The following is a 19707-nucleotide window of genomic DNA, read 5'->3' as shown; positions in this document are numbered from 1 at the left end:
TAAACAGTTTTCTATGTACGATTCGCGTCCGCAGCGAATAACAGATCGTACTGGTGGGCGACATACGTGAGTTCTCCATCCCCAATTTGGGTATGTCTGGTTTCAGCCCACTGCTCAAGCGTTGGTGTGTCGATCGGATTCGAATGCATCCCCAATGGTGGTTCGAATGACTCAACTGCGGTGTGAACAGTGTTCACGATGTGATGGAGGAAGTACGCTTCATCAGCGGCGTAGTGCGGTGGTTCGGTACGTACTGGATGAACGACCCAATCAGACCCACCGGCAGAACGGAGCGACAGCTCCGGTGGCACTGCCTCGTGTAGCAACGATCGGCCAGTCGTACTTGTCCCCGGTCGATCGGATGCATCCATCGTTGCATGGTAGGTATCGAGTAGCTGTGACTCAAACTGTGGATCCGAAACAGGAGTAAAGATCGTTTCTCCGTCAAACGTGATCGGAAAGTACGCAAGGCCGTCACGTCTCAGTGCAGTACAAAGCGTTGAGAGATCGTGGGGGAGATCGATAAGGTCGACAAATGCCATTCCAATGAGCAAATCGACTGGATCGGTTTTCTCTGCGAATGCAAGCGCGTCCCCGATATGATACTCCGCAGTAATTCTTTGACCATCAGTTCGCTCGATTGTGACCGCTGTCGCCTCCGAGGGGTCGTGATCCGACAGCGATCGTGCCCGATTGCGTGCGGCTTCGATCGCCGCCGGGTTCTGATCGACACCAACGTATTCGACAGGGCCCGGTGGCAGTAGCTCCCACGCAAGAAGTCGCTCAAGCATTGTTCCAACGCCGACACCAACCTCAAGAATTCGCAGTGGCTCCGATCGGTCGCCAGCGCGTGCAGCTAGTTCTTCAACAAGTCGGTCAATTGTTGGCCGATGTAGTGCCCGGTCGTCGACAGTTCGCTTTGCGGTGAGATATTTCTCTGCCGTATATTCGTCCGGTTCACACTCCATTACTCATCGTCCTCGATCGGACCATGTGGATCGTTTCCAACATCTGTACCCCATGTCCCGCCGTATTTTTCGACACGAACATCCCCAAGCACCTTTGTCTGACATGACAGCCGGAGCCGGTAGTTTGGATGATGCGGTGGCACAAGTAGCCGAACACTCTCGCGACGGGTTTTATCACTTACCTCTCCATCAACACGAACCGCACAGGTTCCGCAACTACCCATCCCGTGACAGTTGAGCCGCTTTGCTTTTCCATTATAAACCGAAAGACCTGCTTTTTTAAGCACGTCACGGAGAACAGCACCTTCTTTACACTCGATCGACTGGCCACGAAACTCTACTGTCGGCATAATAACTGGTATGTTGTGACGTATCAAAGAACTGTCGCTCACGAATATGTCTGCAGCAATGCTGATAAATACCGCACGTCCCATATATTTCGACATGAATCCAACGCGCCGATCGGTCCTCACAGCTGTTGGTGCAGGAGCGGCGATCGGGCTAGCAGGCTGTCTCGGTGGCGATGAGGTGGAGACAAGTTATGACTGTGATCTTGAAGAGCCGGATTCGGTTTCATCGCTCGATCCACCAGCAATCGGTGACGAGGATGCACCGGTGACGCTGCAACTGTTCGAAGATTACGGCTGCGGTGGCTGTGCCGCGTTTGCAACGAATGTGTTTTCGGAGATCGAAGCTGACTATGTTGATTCCGGGCAGCTTCGAATTGAGCACTACGATCTCCCAATCCCGGTAAGCGATGATTGGTCATACCAGATTGCAAGTGCCGCAAGAAGCGTCCAAGATACGGTAGACGACGAAGCCTTCTTTTCATTCTCGAAAGCAGTATACGAAGACTTTGGAGACTACAGTTGGCAACTCGTTGGAGACCTTGCAGATGGCGTTGGTGCAGATCCATGTACCGCACTCGCTGCGGGCAGCCACCAGTCGTATCGCGATGTCTCAGATGCCGAAAAAGAGCATGGGCTTTCGACCGGTATTGAAGGAACACCAGGAATCGTTGTTGATGGGTCGATCGTCGCATATGATTCACCAGGAGACTCGTACGGGCCGGTGTCTGATGCGATTGAGGCGGCGCTTGAGTAAGTGACACGACAGAACCGGACCGTTCAGCCAATTGCAGTTGTCATTGGCGTCAGCGTCGCATGCCTACTGATTGGTACGGTTGGAGCGCTGGCGGGTGTCCCAGATGGACAACACGGCGAACTCACCGAACAGTGGCACTCAGATACCGCAGTGTCGCTTGCTGGAAACCATCATACACCGGCAACTGATGGTGAACGGGTGTTTCTCCCTGTAAGTGGTGCCGAAGACAGTGCCGAGTGTCGGTTAGTTGCAGTCTCTGCTTCGGATGGGACGACGGAATGGGAAGCAGGCATTGATCCACAAGTCTGTACGATCCACGGGATCTCCGATGTCAGTGTTGAACGCGTAGATGGAGACACGCGTGTGCTTGCCGGCTCAACGGAGAACGCAGTCGTCGCATACGATCCAGAGACAGGCGCGGCGAAGCAACGCTACCCGATCGATAGCTACGGATACGCAGCACCAATCAAAGCAACCATTACTGGCAATGAGCCGGAGCTGCTTCTTGCAGATGGCACTGGCTCGCTCTATCTCTACTCAATTGATGGTGAGAGACAGTGGCAATATACGATCGACGGATACATGCAGGCAGATCCGATCGTGTCTGACCTCACTGGTGATGGCGAATCCAACATTCTTGCAACGACAATCCGTGGGTCAATGGTCCTGCTCAATTCGTCGGGTGAACGTATTTGGGAACGCCAACATGAGACTCCTGTGTATAGCATGACAACAATGTCTACACCGGCAAATAGCGCAGCGACGATCGTGTTGGGTCAATCAGATGGCTCTGTGACGGCAGTGTCGGCACAGACTGGTGACACGGTATGGAATCATTCTGTTGGCAGCGCTGCAAATGTTGGCCCTGTATTTGATGGCACTGGTGACGGTGTCTCTGAACTATTTGTTACCACGCGTGGTGGCGGTATCGCTGCGATCGATAGCGAAACACAAGAGACAAAATGGAGACAACAGCTCACTGAAAACCCGGTACAAGTGGTTCCACCAGCAGCGGCGGCGGATGTGACTGGTGATGGGGAGACAGAACTGATCGTGACGACCCATACAAATCAGGTGGTTGTGATTAATCCAAGCGACGGTTCGGTGATGGCCACATATGAGAGAGAGAAAGATGTGCGTATCTATGCAAGTCCAACACTGTTAGACACGAGTGATGATGGTGTTTTTGACGTATACGTCATGTATGCAGATGGTGTCACAGTCGCGTTGACATACACTGAGTAACCGTGACTGTACTATTCACCGGTGGGAGTCGGAAGCGATCGAAGCGATCGTGGCGGCAATAGGAAGTTTCCACGGTGTTGGGTAAACAGGTATCGTAAAATACCGTTGTTAACACGGTTTTGGATCGAAGGGGTGTCAGTCAGATCGGAGCCGTTCATCGCCTCGCGGACGGCAATGAAGTCCGAAATCTGGAGTTGGTAGGTTGGAAAATGCAGGCTTGCAACGCTTCCATCAGTAGACTCCACGTGCCGACGAAGCAAGAGCGGGTTTCCGTCATCATCTCTGTTTGCTCTGGCTGCTTTTTCAGCGTGCCCAACACGTCGGTATTGTTCCGCGTGCTCGCGAACGTTTTCGTATATTTCCTCGGTTACACCGCTGTGATCGCCGAGATTATTACCAACTCCTTCGACAGTGCCCCGACTGGCAAGCTCAGGGCTGAACATCAACGCAACCATATCGTCAAAACTGTTCTCAGTATACCATTTATCGAGCTCCTGTCGAACCGTTGAAACGTGTTTTGTCGTCCCACCAGCAAACGGGCCCGCAGCAATCGTCACCGATTCCTCGGTTGCTTGATTGCCAGTAAACCCAGCCTTGAACCCCATAAATAGCGGTGATTCCTCCGGTACAGGCCGGTCATCTGGGATACCACTGATATCTTGGCGTTCGGCTGGTAACCCCGGGCCAATAAACCCGGATCGGCGATTATCAACCGAAAAGACTGAATTGAGCCGTTCGGTTATCTCGACTCCGTTCATTTCTGATTCGTCACCGAACATCGCCTCCTCGATCGCCAACAGTGCATCCGGTCGATCAGATGCAATGTGTAAGAGCGCGTCTTGCGTGTCCAACGTCGGGTTTTCAAGCGATCCAATCGCCGTTGGCATCGGGAGATCGATCGTCTCATCAAGCGACTCCGAGAACCGATCAAAGTACGAGGGCGAGTATGCGAGTTCGAATACGGCTCCTCGATGACTCCATTCGTACGCTTGCTCGATTGTCTGGAGCGCGGTCTCAACTGACTCGCGGTCTGAAGCAGTTGGCTCACCGCCATTAGCAAGGTCGAGATATAAAAAGACATGATGTTTTGGGAGGATAAGATTATCATGTTCGTCTCGGTCAAGTGACTGGTTCCACTCGTGTTGGCCAGCCGGTAGCGAAGACGTATCGTCCGTTCCAGTTGGGATTGGTTCATCATCCTCAAACCGATCGAGACACGCAGCTAGTGCGGATGCGCCACCAACGGCAACTGCCGCTTTGAGAAACGACCTGCGTGAGGTACCCGGATGGAGGTCCATACATAAGGTAGGGCGCTGGGTGCAAAATGGATTACGTCTCTCACATGGACGCAATGACGTCTGAAAGGTTAAGTCGAGCAATTGTGTCCGCGGTGGGGATCCCGTCTGCATCCCATCCGCGCGCAGCATAGTATCCATCAAGTAGCAACCCGAAGCGTTCTGGATCGACAATCCGCTCGGGAGTGGCATCGTTCGCAGGTGATGTCAGTATTGGTGGGAGCCGATCGTCCGCCCGATCAAACCCTTCGCGAGCGTTGAACAGTCTGACGAGTGTCCAAATTCGCTCGCCAACTTCCAAGAGATCCGGCTGCGTGTAGTCATACCCGATCGCAGAGAGCCAGTCACTTCCCAGTGTTTCCCATAACGCTTCGCCAACGAAATCATCAATGACAAGACTCCAAAGCACTGATCGAACTGTTTGTGCACCAATCACAAATTCGATGGTTTTTGCAACAGACCATGTCTCAGCCGCGAGTGCCTCTGTCTCGATTGGGCGAGCGCGTCTGTGGCAGGCACCGCGATCGCTTGTCGCGTACGCGAGTGCCATCCCCGCGGCCCCACGAGGGTCGTACGAGGGGAGCGCCATCGATTTTACCGTTGGGATCAGGTCGTTGCCACCGTACGCGTTTGCTGCGGCGTCGATTCCGTCTGCAAGCGTTGTTGGAAGCTTCTCGGGCCAATGTGGATTCGGTGATCGATCGCGCGTTGCAATGGCGTCGATGAGTTCGCTTGCACCCGTTGCATCCCCAAATGAGAGGTCTGTCTCTATCACACCCTCCTCCGCTGCGCGAATTGCCCATGCGACCGCATTTCCGGTGTCTATGACGTCAACTCCGAGCAGATCGCACTGCTCTCCAAGTGCTGTGACTGCCTCCAAATCATAGATGCCAAGCCCTGCACCAAGCGTCATCGGTGCAGCACCGCGCAGCACGACGCGTCCGTCATCGGTTTCGAAATAGAAGTCACCGGGGAGTTCTGTTTCCGTCTCTGTTTGTTCACGCTTGCTCGCGGCGCGCTGTACAGCCGCAATGCCAAGGTCAGAAACCTCAGTGAACCGATCGCGTTGCCAGCCTTCTGTTGCAAGATGACCAACGGTATTGGCAAAATCAATGCTCTCCATTGTGCCTCCCGAAGCGTGCCATGTGCCAGTGTCGTGAGATTCGTACGTCTCCAGCAGCGCTTCTTTGAGTGGTGCAACGTTTGGTGGTATCTCCGGCGGCCCATCGAGTGCGAGTACTGCTTTCAGCTGTTTGCTCCCCATTACCGCGCCAGCACCACCTCGTCCAGCGTGATGGTCACCTCCATCAGCTGCAATCGTCGCATACATGACCTGATTTTCGCCCGCAGGGCCAATACAGGCGGTAGCCGCGGCCGGTGCGTTCGAATCTGTGTTGGCCGTGTCCATCCCCCACGTCTCCGCTGGCTCAATTGTCGCAGTCCCACCGGAAACAGCGATTTGAACCGGATGATCGGCTTGTCCGGTAACGAACATACCCAAACAATCGTCCAGTGAGCCTGCGAGGCGATCGGCAAACGAGCCACCGCTGTAGGAGTCAAGAAATGCGCCAGTCAGCGGTGATTTTGTAATCACCGCAAATCGGGACTGGCCGGGGAGATATCCGGAGAGCGGGCCTACGACAAATCCGATCGCGTTAGCTGGACCAAGAGGGTCGGTCCCAGGGGAGAGCGCCTCATACAGATATCGCGCACCCAGACCTTTCCCCCCAATATACTCACGACACCATCTGTTGGGAATCTTCCACCGCTCAACGGACTTCGTTGACAGATCGACCGTGAGCAAATGGTCACGCGATCGGTTGGTCATATCGAATGTGTTCGGTACTCACCCTGTTGAGGATTGTGGCAAAAGCGGTGAGTATCGTTCAGAACAAGCCAGATATGTCTCCGTCTGTATCGATATCCATCGAAGTCGCTGCAGGGTCTGCGGGGAGACCAGGAAGTGTCATCACGTCTCCAGTGAGCACGACGACAAATCCAGCACCGGCAGAGTAGTAGAGTTCCCAGACAGTTAGTGACCACCCCTCTGGAACTCCTTTCAAGCTTGGGTCGTCGCTAAGTGAGTGAAACGTCTTTGAGAGACAGATTGGAGGTGTATCCATATCGAGTGACTCAATCCGCTCGATGTCTGTTTTTGCTTGCGAGCTATACGTGACAGAATCGGCACCGTATATCTCAGTCGCAATCGTCTCAATTTTTGTTTCGATCGACGCCTCTGGCTCGTACAACGGTGTGAGTTCGGATGGTTGGGACGCGGCAGACACAACATGCTCTGCAAGCGAAATTCCGCCAGCACCACCGTCTTCGTGAACTGTCGAGACCGCAGTGGAAACATTGAGATCGTTTCGACAGTGATCGAGGACCATCTCAATCTCTTCGTCTGTATCGTTCGGAAACCGATTGATCGCAATGACAACCGGAATTCCGAACTTTCTGAGGTTTTCGACGTGTTTATCCACGTTTCTAAGCCCGGTTCGAACGGCTGCAACATCCGGTTCTTTGAGCGCATCGAGATCTGCGGGCCACATCTCTTGGCCATGGTATCGAAGTGCACGAATCGAGGCAACAAGCACAACTGCGGCAGGTGTAACGTCTGTCTGATGGCTGACAATGTGCATGAATTTCTCTGCACCAAGATCGGACCCAAAGCCAGCCTCAGTGATAACATACTCCGAAAGGCGCAGTGCGACGTCATTTGCGATCACCGAATTGGTTCCATGTGCGATATTTGCAAACGGGCCACCGTGGACAAATGCCGGTGTGCCTTCGATTGACTGTACTACGTTTGGCTTGATTGCATCCCGAAGTAGTAGTGTTGCAGGTCCAGTTGCACCAATATCTGCGACGGTGACCGGATTCTTGCCTTCGTCGTATGCAATAATAATACGGCTGATACGATCTTTCAGCTCCGAGAGTGTCTTGGATAAACAGAGCACAGCCATCAGCTCAGAGGCTGCAGTGAGGAGGAATCCATCCTCTCGAACCGCCCCACCGGTTTCACCAAGGCCGATAACGGTGTTTCGGAGCACCCGATCGTTCATATCAATTGCTCGTTTCCATCTCACCGCTTTGCGATCGATTCTCGGTTCTGTATCCTGACGGATATGATTATCAAGGAGCGTCGAAATAAGATTGTGAGCCGCGGTCAGCGCATGCATGTCACCGGTAAAATGGAGATTGATGTCTTCCATTGGGAGCACTTGTGAGTAGCCACCACCTGCAGCGCCTCCTTTGATTCCAAAAACCGGGCCAAGCGACGGCTCACGGAGTGTAATTGATGCCTTGTAGCCACGTTGTGTGAGTGCCTGACCAAGTCCAACCGCGGTGACCGTTTTGCCTTCACCCATTGGTGTTGGTGTCATTCCCGTCACAAGCACAAGCTTTCCGTCCGGTTCGGTCTCGGACTGGATCCGATCGATCGCCTCAGGTGTGAGTTTCGCTTTGTATCGGCCGTATGGATCTACGTCTGCCTGCGATAGCCCAAACGGTTCAGTGATCTCCCAAATCGGATCGATAGCTGCGTTTTGTGCAATCTCATAGTCCGTCTCAACAGGTGAATCAGTGGATTGTGGTGTCATAGAATATGTGAATGTCGGGCGTAGAACATAATGAACTGCGATGTAGATTTTCACACTGTGAGAGTATCAGCGGGTCAGTGATCCACCTCGCTCTTCCAGCACTGCCACAGCCCCATGTAACACTCCCAAAACGATCGATCGGTTTCGGTTGCCAGTTGGGTACAGGCAGTTAGATACTCCTGATACGCATCGATCGTCAGCGATGCAGGATACGTCCGATCGAGAAACCCAGATTCGGAGAGAACCTCCCACTCTCGCGGGCCGATAACGAGGTACTGCTCCGGAGAAATAAAGAACAGTAATGCGGATGCTACATAGATATCAACACCGGAAAGTGCTGTGAGTGCATCGGCCGCAGTGTGTAGGTCGTCTGTGTCTGCTGCTGTCGAAATAGCCGTGTGGACCAACTCAAATGATTCGGTCGCAAATGCATCCTCTATACGACGACGGTCCGTATCGGGATAGTCGCCGAGATAGCGTCGAAAACACCACTGAACGATCCACTCGGTATCTTTCCACCCGTACTCACCAGTCTGAAGCGCAGTTGGGAGCGTCTCGATCGCCTCCGATTCGACAGGATAGAGCGGTTCAACCGCCTGATACTGCTCGACATACCGATCGATGTCTTCCGCAGAGAGCATCATACCATGATCTCATCCCCACGCAGTGTAATGGTTTTGTCGACGATAGAATATATAAGAATAAATATTCATGTTTTCTGTCCGACACACTCATGACTGACAAACCGTAACATCGATGCATGAGTACATACCTCACAGGTGATCACCATGTCAACTGATGAATCGGACCCGGTGAAAACAATCTGCCCGTACTGTGGTGTTGGCTGTGGGATTCAAGTGAAGCAGGGAGACGACCCTGGTGATGTGAAATTCATGCCGTGGGCTGATGCCCCTGTCAATGAGGGTCGAATCTGTATCAAAGGCGGTGCAGCGACCCAAGTTGTCAATCACGAAGATCGCCTTACAGAGCCGCTCATTAAAGAGGATGGTGAGTTCCGAGAGGCAACATGGGAGGAGGCATACGATCGGATCGTCTCAGAGATGACGCGTATCCGTGACACGTATGAACCCGATGCAATGGGCTTTTTCGGCTCCTCAAAAACGATGAACGAGGAGAACTACCTGCTACAAAAGATCGCTCGACGCTACGGGACAAACAATATTGATAACTGTACACGGATGTGTCATGCCTCGACTGTATGGGCACTGCGGACCAGTCTCGGTGCTGGTGCGATGACAAACAGTATGGCAGATCTGCGCGAGGCAGGGGATCTCTTTTGGATTCAAGGTGCCAATCCAGGTGAACAGCATCCGATCGCAAACAGCCAGTATTTCAGACAGGCTGTGCTTGAAGGGGCAACTGTTATTCAGGTTGACCCACACGCGAATAAGACGACTCGATCGTTCAAAATTAGCGAGAGCGATCGGCATATGCATCTCCAGCTGAACCCGGGAACAGACATTCCACTCCTCAATATTGTTATCAAGACGATTCTTGAAAATGACTGGATTGATGAGGAGTTTATTGCAAACAGAACTGAAGGGTTCGAACACCTCACAGAAACGCTCGAATCGTTTGATAAAGCGGCTGCGGCCGAAGAGTGCGGTGTACCGCTCGAAGATATCGAGTTGGCTGCGGAAAAGTATGCAATGGCGAACAATGCGGCCATCTTCACAGGGATGGGAATGAGCCAGCACACTTGCGGTGTTGATAACGTCCAAAACGAGATCAATCTCGCACTCATCACTGGAAATCTTGGCCGTCCTGGAACCGGCGTTAACCCACTCCGTGGGCAGAATAACGTCCAAGGAACCTGTGATGTTGGTGCAATGCCAAACGTTCTTCCTGGGTATCAGCTCGTTGACGATGATGAGGCTCGAAGATCCGTAGAAGCTGTCTGGGGATTCGAAATCCCATCCGAACCTGGCCTCACGAACGTCGAGATCTCACATGAGGCTGGTCGATCGATTCACGGCCTGTATATTATGGGTGAGAACCCAATTATGTCCGAGCCGGATGCGAACGAGGTCGCTAAACGGTTTGAAGAGCTTGAGTTCTGTGTCGTACAAGATATCTTCATGACTGAAACCGCTAGGTATGCGGATGTAATTTTACCGGCTACAACGTGGGCCGAACGTGGTGGCACGGTCACAAATACCGATCGGCGTGTCCAGCGAATGCGTGGCGTCCAGAAGGTACACGAGAATACCAAACACGATCTGGAGATTCTGATGGAGATTGGAAGCCGGCTCTTTGGTGAGGATGGATTCCGCTTTGATGATGTTGAGGCAGTGTTCGAAGAGCTCAGACAGGTCTGTCCAAGCTACCACGGGATGACGTATGAACTGCTTGGGGAGACGGGGCTTCACTGGCCATGTTATGAGCTCGGTGACGAGGGTGATCCGTATCTATACGAGAGCTCATTTGATACGGAAAATGGACTCGGACAGATCGAGGGTGTGCGCCATCAGCCACCCGCAGAAGTGCCAGATGAAGAGTATCCACTCATTCTCACGACAGCCCGATTGGAGGAGCACTACAACACGGGAACAATGAGTCGCCGATCGCCAACCCTCAATCGCCAACACCCAGAGAACTTTGTTGACATTCATCCCAATGATGCGGCACGGTATGAAATCGAAGATGGTGACATGGTAACGCTCCGATCTCGCCGTGGCGAAATCGAGGTGAAAGCGCAAGTGACAGAGGCGATTAAAGAGGGCGTTATCTGGACGACGCCACACTTTGCTGCTGCATCAGCGAACCGGCTCACGAACGATGTGCTTGACGATCGCGCAAAGATACCGGAGTACAAAGCTGCAGCCGCAGAGATAGCAATCACTGTTGCAAGCAACGGTGGTGCAGAACCTGCAGACGATTAGTCGCTAGCTGCCGAACTTACCGACGTAGCCACAGTTTCGGATGTTCGGCTCGAAGGTGGCTTTGATATGCGGTTACGAGTTTCGGGTATGAATCCTTGATCACATACCAGTCGCAGCGTTCACATTGCCCGGTCAAGAACCCGTGTGTGGTTTCGATTGTACTTTCCATAGGTGACAGCTGTGTCGAGCCATGCCCGGAATCGATCACAGTGTTACCTCAAATAGCAAGTTACCCAATATATACTCTCCGTTTGATACAGTATTTATTCTTTTTTACTTGATATGTTATTTAATAACCACAAAAACCCAATACAAACGCGAACGTGGCATAAATATGTGCAAATACTGTAATTACGCGTTTACGGATGGGTGGACTGATCTGTTGGAATACGATCGGACCTACCAGACCGCAATGGATCAGCTGCGAGCGGAGCGATCGAACTACGGATTTAGCGAAGGATTCGACGAGCTACAAGATGATCTCGCGGTGTGAGTTGTCTAGGGGTTGATTCGAAGCGGGAATATCTCGTCCGGATCTGTGGGTGGCCCTGAATCAGCGAGTGCAGCATCAAGCTGATCAGCGATCGCGTCCTCATCCATCGTTGTGCCAATAAATACCAGTTCTGTCGTTGGTGTTTGTTCACCCCATGAACCGATCGGTCCAGCTTGAATTGCGTCACCGGCTCGGCTCATCCCAATCACATCATCTGTCCCTGCAACGTAACAGAGTCCCTTTGCGCGAATGACGTTATCAGTTCGATCGTGGAGGACCTCCGCTAATCGCTCCGCATCGAATGGGTCTGTTCGGGTATAGACAAACGAGTTGATCCCGTGTGTTGCAGCCGCGTCTGTATGCGGATGGTCATGGTCGTCGGTCTGTTTGTGTTCAGCTCCATGATTGGTTTCTGCCACTTTTCGGTGCGATCGGAGCTGTTGTTTCCAGCCTGCTGATCGGCGCGCCGTTTTGAAATCGAACCGGCCAGTACCAAGAATAGTTGCGGGATCGATTTTACCGTAGGTTGTACGCTCAATCCGGGCATGTGGCTGGAGTTTTCGAACCGCCGTCTCGATTCGGTCGACCTCCGAATCGGGAACCATGTCAATCTTATTCAACAGGAGTACATCGCAGAACTCGATCGATTCAATGAGAACCTCCGCAAGCGGCCGCTCAGGATCGGTATCTGGCTCTGGGATTGATGCGCCGGAATCAAACTCTTTCCAAAAGCCGTAGCTGTCCAACACTGTCACCATCGTATCCAATCGGAACTGCTCAACCGGCCCCTCCGTCTTGTCAGTTCCCTCAATAAACGTCCGTGCGATCGGGAGGGGCTCTGAAATGCCGGAGGATTCAACAACGAGATAGTCGAACTCACGTATCTCTGCAAGCCGCAGGGATTCGGTGATCAGATCATCCTGTAATCGACAACAGATACATCCGTTTGAGAGATCGACGATTCCGGTATCCTCGTTTTCACGCTCAATCAGATCTGCATCGATGTTTATCTGACCCATATCGTTGACAATAACCGCTATTCGGGTGTCCTCGACCGTTGACAAAAGCTGATTGACAAGCGTAGTTTTTCCAGCACCGAGAACACCGCTAACTACTGTGACCGGGATTGGTTGGTCTCCGCCTTCGATACCAGTCTGTTCGGTTGTTGAGGAGGCCATATATAAGCAATATTACCACCTCCGGGATGTAAGGCCTATTTGCAGAGTTCCTGACAGTCAAAAGTACCTGAATGTCGGTAGTTACAACAGGTGTTGTAGGAGTGCTGTTGTGAGCCCGAAGTAGATCACTAACGCGGTGACATCTTTAACCGTTGTGACCAACGGATCAGAGACTGCTGCTGGATCGTAGCCAGCCTTGTTTGCAAGCCAACCGGAGGCTGACAGTGCATCGGCCGCCCTGATAATGGCTCTGACCAACAAGCCAACTGTCCCTTCACGAGCGAAGTGCTGTATCGCATTTCTGTCGTCAGTATGCCCACCACTACGGACAACGATTATCGACGCCTGTGTTCGACATTCTCACTCAGGTCTATGTCCGCTGGAATGAAGAGTCCACGGAAAATAACTGCCTCAAGCGTCTGTTCAAAGCCTCAATCACGAGTCCAGCCGACAACGCACGGGTCGTAAACGATTAGAATATGTTACACATGGGGACCGTGTGTAGCAATAGTCATCTCCTGACAGCAATCTGTTTTCAATGTCCGCAAGTGGGCCGGTTCCAATGTGTTCAATATAATCACCGTCTTGATTTGAAAAACAGAAACGTTACAATCAAAAATGCTAATCCAAACCCAGCGACTGGAAATATGAGCGTAATCGCGACTAGTAGCGTCGCCCATAGTAGTCGTATCTGCAAACTCTGGTAATGCAATCTACGTTCTAGCTCTTCAATATCGGCTCTGTCATCGATCTGTGGTAGAGATGATTCGTCATCCATGCCTCCATATTACTTGTTCATCGAAAAAGTATTTTTGTGGACAGATTATATGACACACAATAAATAAATCGCTGCACATGGCCACACAACGACTGGGTCGATCGTTTTTAAATCCGGGGTATGATTGCGACTATCCAGCGTTTATGCAAAAAAATCGCCCATACCGGATAATTGATTCCCAAGACAGTTTGGGTCACCCACCCATGGTTGTCGGTTTGTACTGTGCACACGAGGTCACATTTGGATCCGTGTGGACGTTCGATCCCGGCTGGTTTCCCACAACCAGTGTACGATATGCGATGCCGGCTTGACCGCTGCTGTAAACGCAGTGCTCGCGACGACCAGATATGCCAGCTAATGGAACGAAAATATGGCAGATTGTCAGTTTGGTTCAACTGGATGCAGTTCTGCCGCCTTGGCTCGTGCTTTTTCAACGATCGGTGGACGCGCCTCAAATGACACGCTAACGTGATCGTTCTCGTAGTTCTCCTCGGAGACGTATCCGTGGTCATGAATCCATGACACAACAGACATCGTCTCATCAGTCAGTGGGAGCAAGAGCCGTTCGCGCTCCCATGCAGGTAGTTCCGCTTCGATCCGGTGTTTTAGTTCCTCGATGTGCTCTCCAGTAAGCCCAGAGACAGTTATTGGATTCGGCGTCAGCCCAGAGAGTGCGGACAGTTTGTCTGCAAGCTCAGCCTGCTCAACCTGGTCAATCTTATTGAAAACGGTCACAATCGGTGCTTCATTCCGTTCATACAGCGTGTCGTGACTTGTCACAAGCTTTTCGCGTATCTCTTGGACGGATTCGCTTGCATCGACAACGAGCAGCACCAAATCCGCTCTATAGACCGATTCAAGCGTTGATTGGAAGGATTCAACAAGCCAGTGTGGAAGGTTAGAAATAAATCCAACAGTGTCTGTGAGCAGAATTTCACGTCGATCGAGCGTCGCCCGCCGTGTCGTTGTGCCAAGCGTTGTAAAGAGCATATCCTTGGATTCGGCGATCGAATCCAAGTCCGGATGTTTATCGACGTTTTCGTCCACAGAGAGCTCAGCCGCCAACTGTCGCAATAGAGTTGATTTTCCAGCGTTTGTGTAGCCAGCCAACGCGACAAGATCAAACCCGGATTCACGACGACGTTCACGGCGGTCCTGTTCTTTCTGTGCGATCGAATCGAGTTCGGCTTTGATATTGGATATCTGTGCTTTGATATCCTTCTCACGGCTCTCATCATACTCACCAAGTCCCATGAAACCAGGCCGTTCATCACGCTTTGCGAGACTGGTTTTTGCTGCCGCACGTGGGAGCTCATACCGTAGCTCTGCAAGTTCAACCTGCAGCTGTGCCTTTCTCGTTTGGGCTCGTTGGCCGAAGATTTCGAGGATGAGTGTAAACCGATCGATGACCTCAACACCGTCAGGCATCGCCTGGCCGATGTTATACATCTGATATGGGCCAACCTCATTGTCAATAATGAGTGCGTCTGCCTGTCGATCGGCAACAAGCGCTGCGAGCTCAGCGATCTTTCCTTCACCAAAGACATACGCTGAATCCTCTTCCCGCGTTTGCGTTAGCGAATCAACGGCTTCGTAGCCGCCAGCAACGGCAAGTTCACTGATCTCAGAGATATCTGCGGTTCCAGCATCGACACGCTTTGCGACGATGGCTCTCATTATTGATCACCGCCTGTCTGTTGATAGTATGCCTGCACTGTTACCTAGAGTGTAGCCGGCGGACAACCTTAAATCCGGCCCGGACGGAAGACATATCGCCATTCATGATCACATGACTGTATGATTGACGTGAATGTCCAACAGCTCGGAATGGAGGCTGGCGGGGCAGCAATTATTGGTGGGCTTATCGGGTTTGCGTTCAAGCGAATCGCAAAACTCATCGCGATCATTATCGGCATTGAGTTGGCTATTTTTCGGTTTCTTGAAGCACGAGGCATTGTAACCGTTGACTGGGAACGGCTAACATCTGGTGCGATCAGCGGTACAGACCAAACAACCCAAGCACCGCCGGATTGGGTATGGACAATTCTGTCAACGCTTTCGATCTCTGCGGGATTTACGATCGGCTTTTTGATCGGATACAAACAGGGGTAATGAACGCGGTTCTGTTACCGGGTATTAATATCGTCTTTGTCTTTGATGACTCGTGTCTCTGCTTGACCGCTCGTGACATCGTTGACCATATCGTAGAAGTCATTCTGCAATCCAGCGGGGAATGTTAAGACGCCAACCCATGAGCCATCGTTCTGCCACTCTTCACGTTCGAGGTCACCATACTGTCTAATCTGTGCCTGTGCACTCCCTGCTTTGTCAGCGGCAACTTGGACCGCGATCGTCACTTCATCGAACCGAATTGGGATCACGGGACGGAGCGCTTCAAGCGCCTCATCAACCTGGTTTTCGACTGTTTCCATCGGATCAACACGAAAGCCTGCCTCTTCGAGCGCGCGCTCGATTCGTTCAGGAGGATGCGGTGCATTGTCCATCTGTGGATTCACCGCATTTCTGGCGATTGTATTAATCAAGCTCTTGCGTTTTTGTTCTTGCATCTCCCGGCGTTGATCTGCCGTGATCTGGATCTCTCCGCGCTTGATAACCTCTGGGATAATGGTAAGTGGATCGGTGGTCTCAAACGCTTTTTCTAGATCTGCCTCCGCAGGACGATCGCCACGAGATGCATCTTCGAACACATCTTCTGCGGCAATCACCTCCTCAAGTTCGCCATCAAACTCGCCGCGCTTGATAGCCAACGCAGCATCTGGATCAATAAGTACCTCAAATCGTGCACCATGAGACTCCAACCGTGCCGTCACTGCATCCTCTAGTGAAATCATACCACGATGTTCCGTCTCCGAGGATAAAAACGCTCCCCGAGAATACGACTGCGGTGTTGTCTCCCGTCGCTACGCTGTCTCGAACTCCGTGTGGCATTTCTCACTACAAAAATGTCGGTGTTTGACGACACCATCCTCTATTCGAGGGACAACACGGTGGGTTGGTGATCGAATGATTCTCGTTTCACAGACAGTACATTCGGGAGCGTTCGACTCATCTACGTCCTCGCCCAGATCGGACGTCGGTTTAACCATATCACAATACTCTCCAGTAGAAGCACTTTAACCCATCTCCATCGGCAGATGTGACGGACACAATCGGGGTGAACCAAAATTAAAATCGGGGCGCGATCGGATGTGGGACCGAAGCCTCTGTGCATACCGTAAGATCGGTTTCAGTTGTACTCCGTCCGTCGGGCCACGTAACGGTGATCGAAACCGGTACCTGATCGGTTCCAAGGCCAAAATGCGCAACTGGCTCAGATTGAGAGAGATAGCTGCTTGCAGTGTCAATCACTCGCCGCTGCGTACCACAGTCTGTCTGTAGCTCAACCACGGCTCCACGTGCTGGGGCACCATACTGGGTCGTTGGATACACACGCAACCAGCCGTTCTCGTTTGGGATACTAAACAGCGATAACGGCTGTGCTTTGAGTTCTCCATGCACAACGAGCAATTCAACCGTTCCATCTCCATCAACGTCCGCAACAGCTGCACCGGTCCCAAGTCCCGTTGGCTCGTCAGCATGGCCTGCATCAAGTGGGGTTATCGTCCGGTTCTCCCAGCGATAGAATCGGTTTACTGCTCCAATGGCGTTGACAAATATCTCTTGATTACCGTCGTTATCGAAATCCGCAACGACAATGTTTCGAACGCGTTCTGCGGTTTGCAACGCCTCTGGCATCCCGCCCACAAATCGATCGCCATGGCGCTGGAAGAGGCGACACGGGCCCTCCCAGTTACCTACAACGATGTCGAAGGTACCACAGCCGTTATCCAACAGCGCAGCGCCGCGTGCATTACCGTCTGGATCGCTCACTCCGACCGATTCAGAGACGTCCGTGAAATGACCATTCTCATTTCGAAACAGCTTATTTGGCCCACGCTCTGCGCCAATAAAGACATCCATCCGATCACTAATGAGTGGCCCAGAAAGCACCGATCGGCCGCCACCGGTGAACTCCAAGCCGACGGCATCAGACATATCTGTGAGTTCACCATCATCCCCAAGTTCGTAGAAGCGTGATGGTGTTCCGTAGCAAGCAACCAGCATTCCATAGCGACCAGTCCCATATCGGTCGACGGCGGCTACCGATCTCCCTGCATGAAAATTCCCCCGATCGTAGTTCACTTCAAGACTAAATATATCGCACCAGAGCGTCCGATCATCGTGTTCAATTCGGTCAAACAGCAGATCGCAGTTTTTCGTATATCCGCCATACGCATCGGTGTTGTGAACGTAGATCTCCTCATGTCCATCAGCATCGACATCTGCCGCAGCGACACCGATCGCTCGTCGCTGTGTATCTGCAAGGATACCACAGGAGGTGTCCGTAAGTTGCTCTGTAGTAGTATCCCATGTATAGAGACGGTTTGATTCACCAAATCCAGTAACAAAAAGGAGCGGGTCGGTTCCAGTACTCCGTCGTGTAACTGCCACGCCGTATCCCTTCAGTGGCTGATTGTCAGCAATCCAACTGGACCGATCCGCGAACATACAGTCGCTGAATCGGTCTGTATATAAGAACACATGGGTCCACACAGGTTCTGACAGGATATTTCACACTGTGTGTCTGATCATATCTGCATCCGCAGGCGATCGGGCATCATAGCGATCCACGAGTGAATCGAGATACGAAGGGTCATCTAATCCCTCCATCTGCGTCGTTGCAGTTGTGGATGCTGTGGGTACGCCAAGCTTTTCGGAAGCCAAGTCGCTCGCTGCCTCAGCCATCTGTCTGTACGTGGTTAGCTTCCCACCGACGATCGTTGCGAAGTTCGAAACACCGTCCGCAGTATGGTCGATAAGCGTGAAGTCACGGGAGATCCCTCGCTCATTACCCACACCAGCATCAGCGGTTCCACGATTATCTTCATCTGGTGCATAGAGCGGTCTGACACCCCAGTATGGGCGGACCGCCTCACGACCGATGATTGATGGGAGCATCGCAGCACACTCGGTAAACATCTGTTCAATCTCGGAGTCCTCCATTGCGTAACTGTCCGGGTCATCAACAGCAACGCTTGTTGTGCCAAGAACAACCTGATCATCGTGTGGGATGATAATATCGCCATCTGCAGGTAGACGACACCGATTAAGTACGGGATCCAACCCTTCGTACGGGATCGCAACCATCACGCCTTTTGTTGGTCGCATTGGAACCGAGACACCTGCGAGTGCAGCACACTGTTCAGCCCATGCCCCAGTTGCGTTAATAACGTACTCTGCTTCGATCGTCTCGTCTAGTTCACCACCAACAGAGACTGCCGTTATTCTCTCATCTGAGACGGTTATCGAGGTAACAGGGCTGTGAATAAATATCTCTGCGCCTGCATCAACCGCACTCTGTGCATTCAACGAAACAAGCCTTGATGGATAGACGACGCCATCAGGAACAGCGAGCGCTCGAACAACATCATCAGATAGTTCGGGAACCTGTACTCTTGCATCGTCGCCACTGAGCTCAGTCACTGGAATTCCAAGTTCGATGCACGCGTCTCGTTTTTCTTCGAAGTATGTTGGATCGTCGTCATCAAGTTGGACAAAGAGCCCACCGCTGTCTCTGATACAGTGGCCTGCGATCGATCGAAGTATTTCATTCTCCTCGATGCACTCTTTTGCCCCCCGTGGGTCCGACTCTGCGTACCGTGCACCGCTGTGCAGAAGGCCATGCGATCGCCCTGATGTTCCACCTGCAAGTCCACTACGCTCAACAAGTGTTACACCAACACCACGCAATGCTAAATCTCGGGCGATACCGACTCCAGTTGCACCACCGCCAATAATTAGTGCCGTTGTTGTATGAGTCATTGGATTACAACCGTATTCTGTCGATTAATCGATCCAGCCAGCACTCGCAAATACCAGATGTACCGGCCAATGGGTCGAAAATACGACAATTTACATTACGCGTTCTAATGGTAAAAACACGTTGCAGAAGCCACAGATAGAGACTACGTTGAATCACTCTTGGGACTAACAGATCCTGTTTCTTCTCACCTGTGTGCGTCCATTTCATGTTTTAAAAATCGTGTTGGGAGTGTGTCTCGATATTTGTATAAAAAGAATGAT

Annotated in this window: 18 protein-coding genes; 5 read left to right on the top strand and 13 right to left on the bottom strand. The window is 52.0% G+C overall.

Features of this window, described 5'->3' with window-relative positions:
• Positions 1 to 11 precede the first annotated feature (11 nt).
• Together AArcSt2_RS09405 and AArcSt2_RS09400 are read right to left on the bottom strand one after the other, a co-directional pair.
• On the bottom strand, positions 12 to 968 hold the full coding sequence (locus AArcSt2_RS09405; RefSeq protein ID WP_250584170.1) for a class I SAM-dependent methyltransferase: 957 nt from the start codon (positions 966 to 968) through the stop codon (positions 12 to 14).
• A complete protein-coding gene (locus AArcSt2_RS09400; RefSeq protein WP_250584168.1) occupies positions 968 to 1318 on the bottom strand; it encodes a 2Fe-2S iron-sulfur cluster-binding protein in 351 nt (116 codons plus the stop codon). The genes AArcSt2_RS09405 and AArcSt2_RS09400 overlap by 1 nt, the downstream gene beginning before the upstream one ends.
• Before the next feature lie 94 nt (positions 1319 to 1412).
• On the opposite strand from AArcSt2_RS09400, the gene AArcSt2_RS09395 reads away from it, so the two are divergent.
• Positions 1413 to 2072 carry a thioredoxin domain-containing protein gene (locus AArcSt2_RS09395; protein WP_174653733.1) on the top strand — a complete coding sequence of 220 codons (660 nt, stop codon included), beginning with the start codon at positions 1413 to 1415 and terminating at the stop codon, positions 2070 to 2072.
• Positions 2073 to 3317, top strand: a complete 1245-nt coding sequence (locus AArcSt2_RS09390) for an outer membrane protein assembly factor BamB family protein (protein WP_250584166.1) — start codon at positions 2073 to 2075, stop codon at positions 3315 to 3317.
• Between the two features lie 11 nt (positions 3318 to 3328).
• Here AArcSt2_RS09390 and AArcSt2_RS09385 read toward each other — a convergent pair whose 3' ends face one another.
• From AArcSt2_RS09385 to AArcSt2_RS09370, 4 genes are all read right to left on the bottom strand, one after another.
• Complete coding sequence (locus AArcSt2_RS09385; protein WP_250584164.1) at positions 3329 to 4615, bottom strand: DUF7405 family protein; 1287 nt, start codon at positions 4613 to 4615, stop codon at positions 3329 to 3331.
• 40 nt (positions 4616 to 4655) lie between these two features.
• Complete coding sequence (locus AArcSt2_RS09380) at positions 4656 to 6440, bottom strand: aldehyde ferredoxin oxidoreductase family protein (protein WP_250584162.1); 1785 nt, start codon at positions 6438 to 6440, stop codon at positions 4656 to 4658.
• 58 nt (positions 6441 to 6498) lie between these two features.
• A complete protein-coding gene (locus AArcSt2_RS09375; RefSeq protein WP_250584160.1) occupies positions 6499 to 8211 on the bottom strand; it encodes a formate--tetrahydrofolate ligase in 1713 nt (570 codons plus the stop codon).
• Between the two features lie 74 nt (positions 8212 to 8285).
• Entirely contained in the window at positions 8286 to 8855 is a 570-nt protein-coding gene (locus tag AArcSt2_RS09370) for a hypothetical protein (protein ID WP_250584158.1), read from the bottom strand.
• Positions 8856 to 8999: 144 nt separating this feature from the next.
• Here AArcSt2_RS09370 and fdhF point away from each other — a divergent pair, with 144 nt between their 5' ends.
• Positions 9000 to 11114, top strand: coding sequence for a formate dehydrogenase subunit alpha (gene fdhF, locus AArcSt2_RS09365; protein ID WP_250584156.1), 2115 nt, complete (start codon positions 9000 to 9002; stop codon positions 11112 to 11114).
• Positions 11115 to 11448: 334 nt separating this feature from the next.
• Positions 11449 to 11607 carry a hypothetical protein gene (locus AArcSt2_RS09360; RefSeq protein WP_174653740.1) on the top strand — a complete coding sequence of 53 codons (159 nt, stop codon included), beginning with the start codon at positions 11449 to 11451 and terminating at the stop codon, positions 11605 to 11607.
• 5 nt (positions 11608 to 11612) lie between these two features.
• Here AArcSt2_RS09360 and AArcSt2_RS09355 read toward each other — a convergent pair whose 3' ends face one another.
• The 3 genes from AArcSt2_RS09355 to hflX all read right to left on the bottom strand — a co-directional run bounded on the left by AArcSt2_RS09355 (position 11613) and on the right by hflX (position 15243).
• Positions 11613 to 12785 (bottom strand): CobW family GTP-binding protein, encoded by a 1173-nt coding sequence (locus AArcSt2_RS09355; RefSeq protein ID WP_250584154.1) that lies wholly within the window; start codon positions 12783 to 12785, stop codon positions 11613 to 11615.
• A gap of 81 nt (positions 12786 to 12866) precedes the next feature.
• On the bottom strand, positions 12867 to 13043 hold the full coding sequence (locus AArcSt2_RS09350) for a magnesium transporter (RefSeq protein WP_250584152.1): 177 nt from the start codon (positions 13041 to 13043) through the stop codon (positions 12867 to 12869).
• Positions 13044 to 13944: 901 nt separating this feature from the next.
• Complete coding sequence (hflX, locus tag AArcSt2_RS09345; RefSeq protein ID WP_174654617.1) at positions 13945 to 15243, bottom strand: GTPase HflX; 1299 nt, start codon at positions 15241 to 15243, stop codon at positions 13945 to 13947.
• A 117-nt stretch (positions 15244 to 15360) separates the two neighbouring features.
• Between hflX and AArcSt2_RS09340 the strand changes: the two genes are divergently transcribed.
• Positions 15361 to 15675, top strand: coding sequence for an FUN14 domain-containing protein (locus tag AArcSt2_RS09340; protein WP_250584150.1), 315 nt, complete (start codon positions 15361 to 15363; stop codon positions 15673 to 15675).
• Positions 15676 to 15689: 14 nt separating this feature from the next.
• On the opposite strand, the gene AArcSt2_RS09335 is transcribed toward AArcSt2_RS09340, so the two are convergent.
• The 4 genes from AArcSt2_RS09335 to AArcSt2_RS09320 form a co-directional block, all read right to left on the bottom strand.
• Positions 15690 to 16415, bottom strand: coding sequence for a ribosome assembly factor SBDS (locus tag AArcSt2_RS09335; protein WP_174653745.1), 726 nt, complete (start codon positions 16413 to 16415; stop codon positions 15690 to 15692).
• 69 nt (positions 16416 to 16484) lie between these two features.
• A complete protein-coding gene (locus tag AArcSt2_RS16820; RefSeq protein ID WP_250584148.1) occupies positions 16485 to 16670 on the bottom strand; it encodes a DUF7576 family protein in 186 nt (61 codons plus the stop codon).
• 79 nt (positions 16671 to 16749) lie between these two features.
• Positions 16750 to 18132: a CRTAC1 family protein gene (locus tag AArcSt2_RS09325; protein ID WP_250584146.1), complete on the bottom strand. Its 1383-nt coding sequence runs from the start codon at positions 18130 to 18132 to the stop codon at positions 16750 to 16752.
• A gap of 63 nt (positions 18133 to 18195) precedes the next feature.
• Positions 18196 to 19446, bottom strand: coding sequence for an FAD-dependent oxidoreductase (locus tag AArcSt2_RS09320; protein WP_250584144.1), 1251 nt, complete (start codon positions 19444 to 19446; stop codon positions 18196 to 18198).
• Positions 19447 to 19707 lie beyond the last annotated feature (261 nt).

The sequence above is a fragment of the Natronocalculus amylovorans genome, assembly GCF_023638035.1.
Lineage (GTDB): Archaea > Halobacteriota > Halobacteria > Halobacteriales > Haloferacaceae > Natronocalculus > Natronocalculus amylovorans.
Note: the sequence above shows the minus strand (reverse complement) of the source record. Positions and strands in the feature narration are given on the sequence as shown.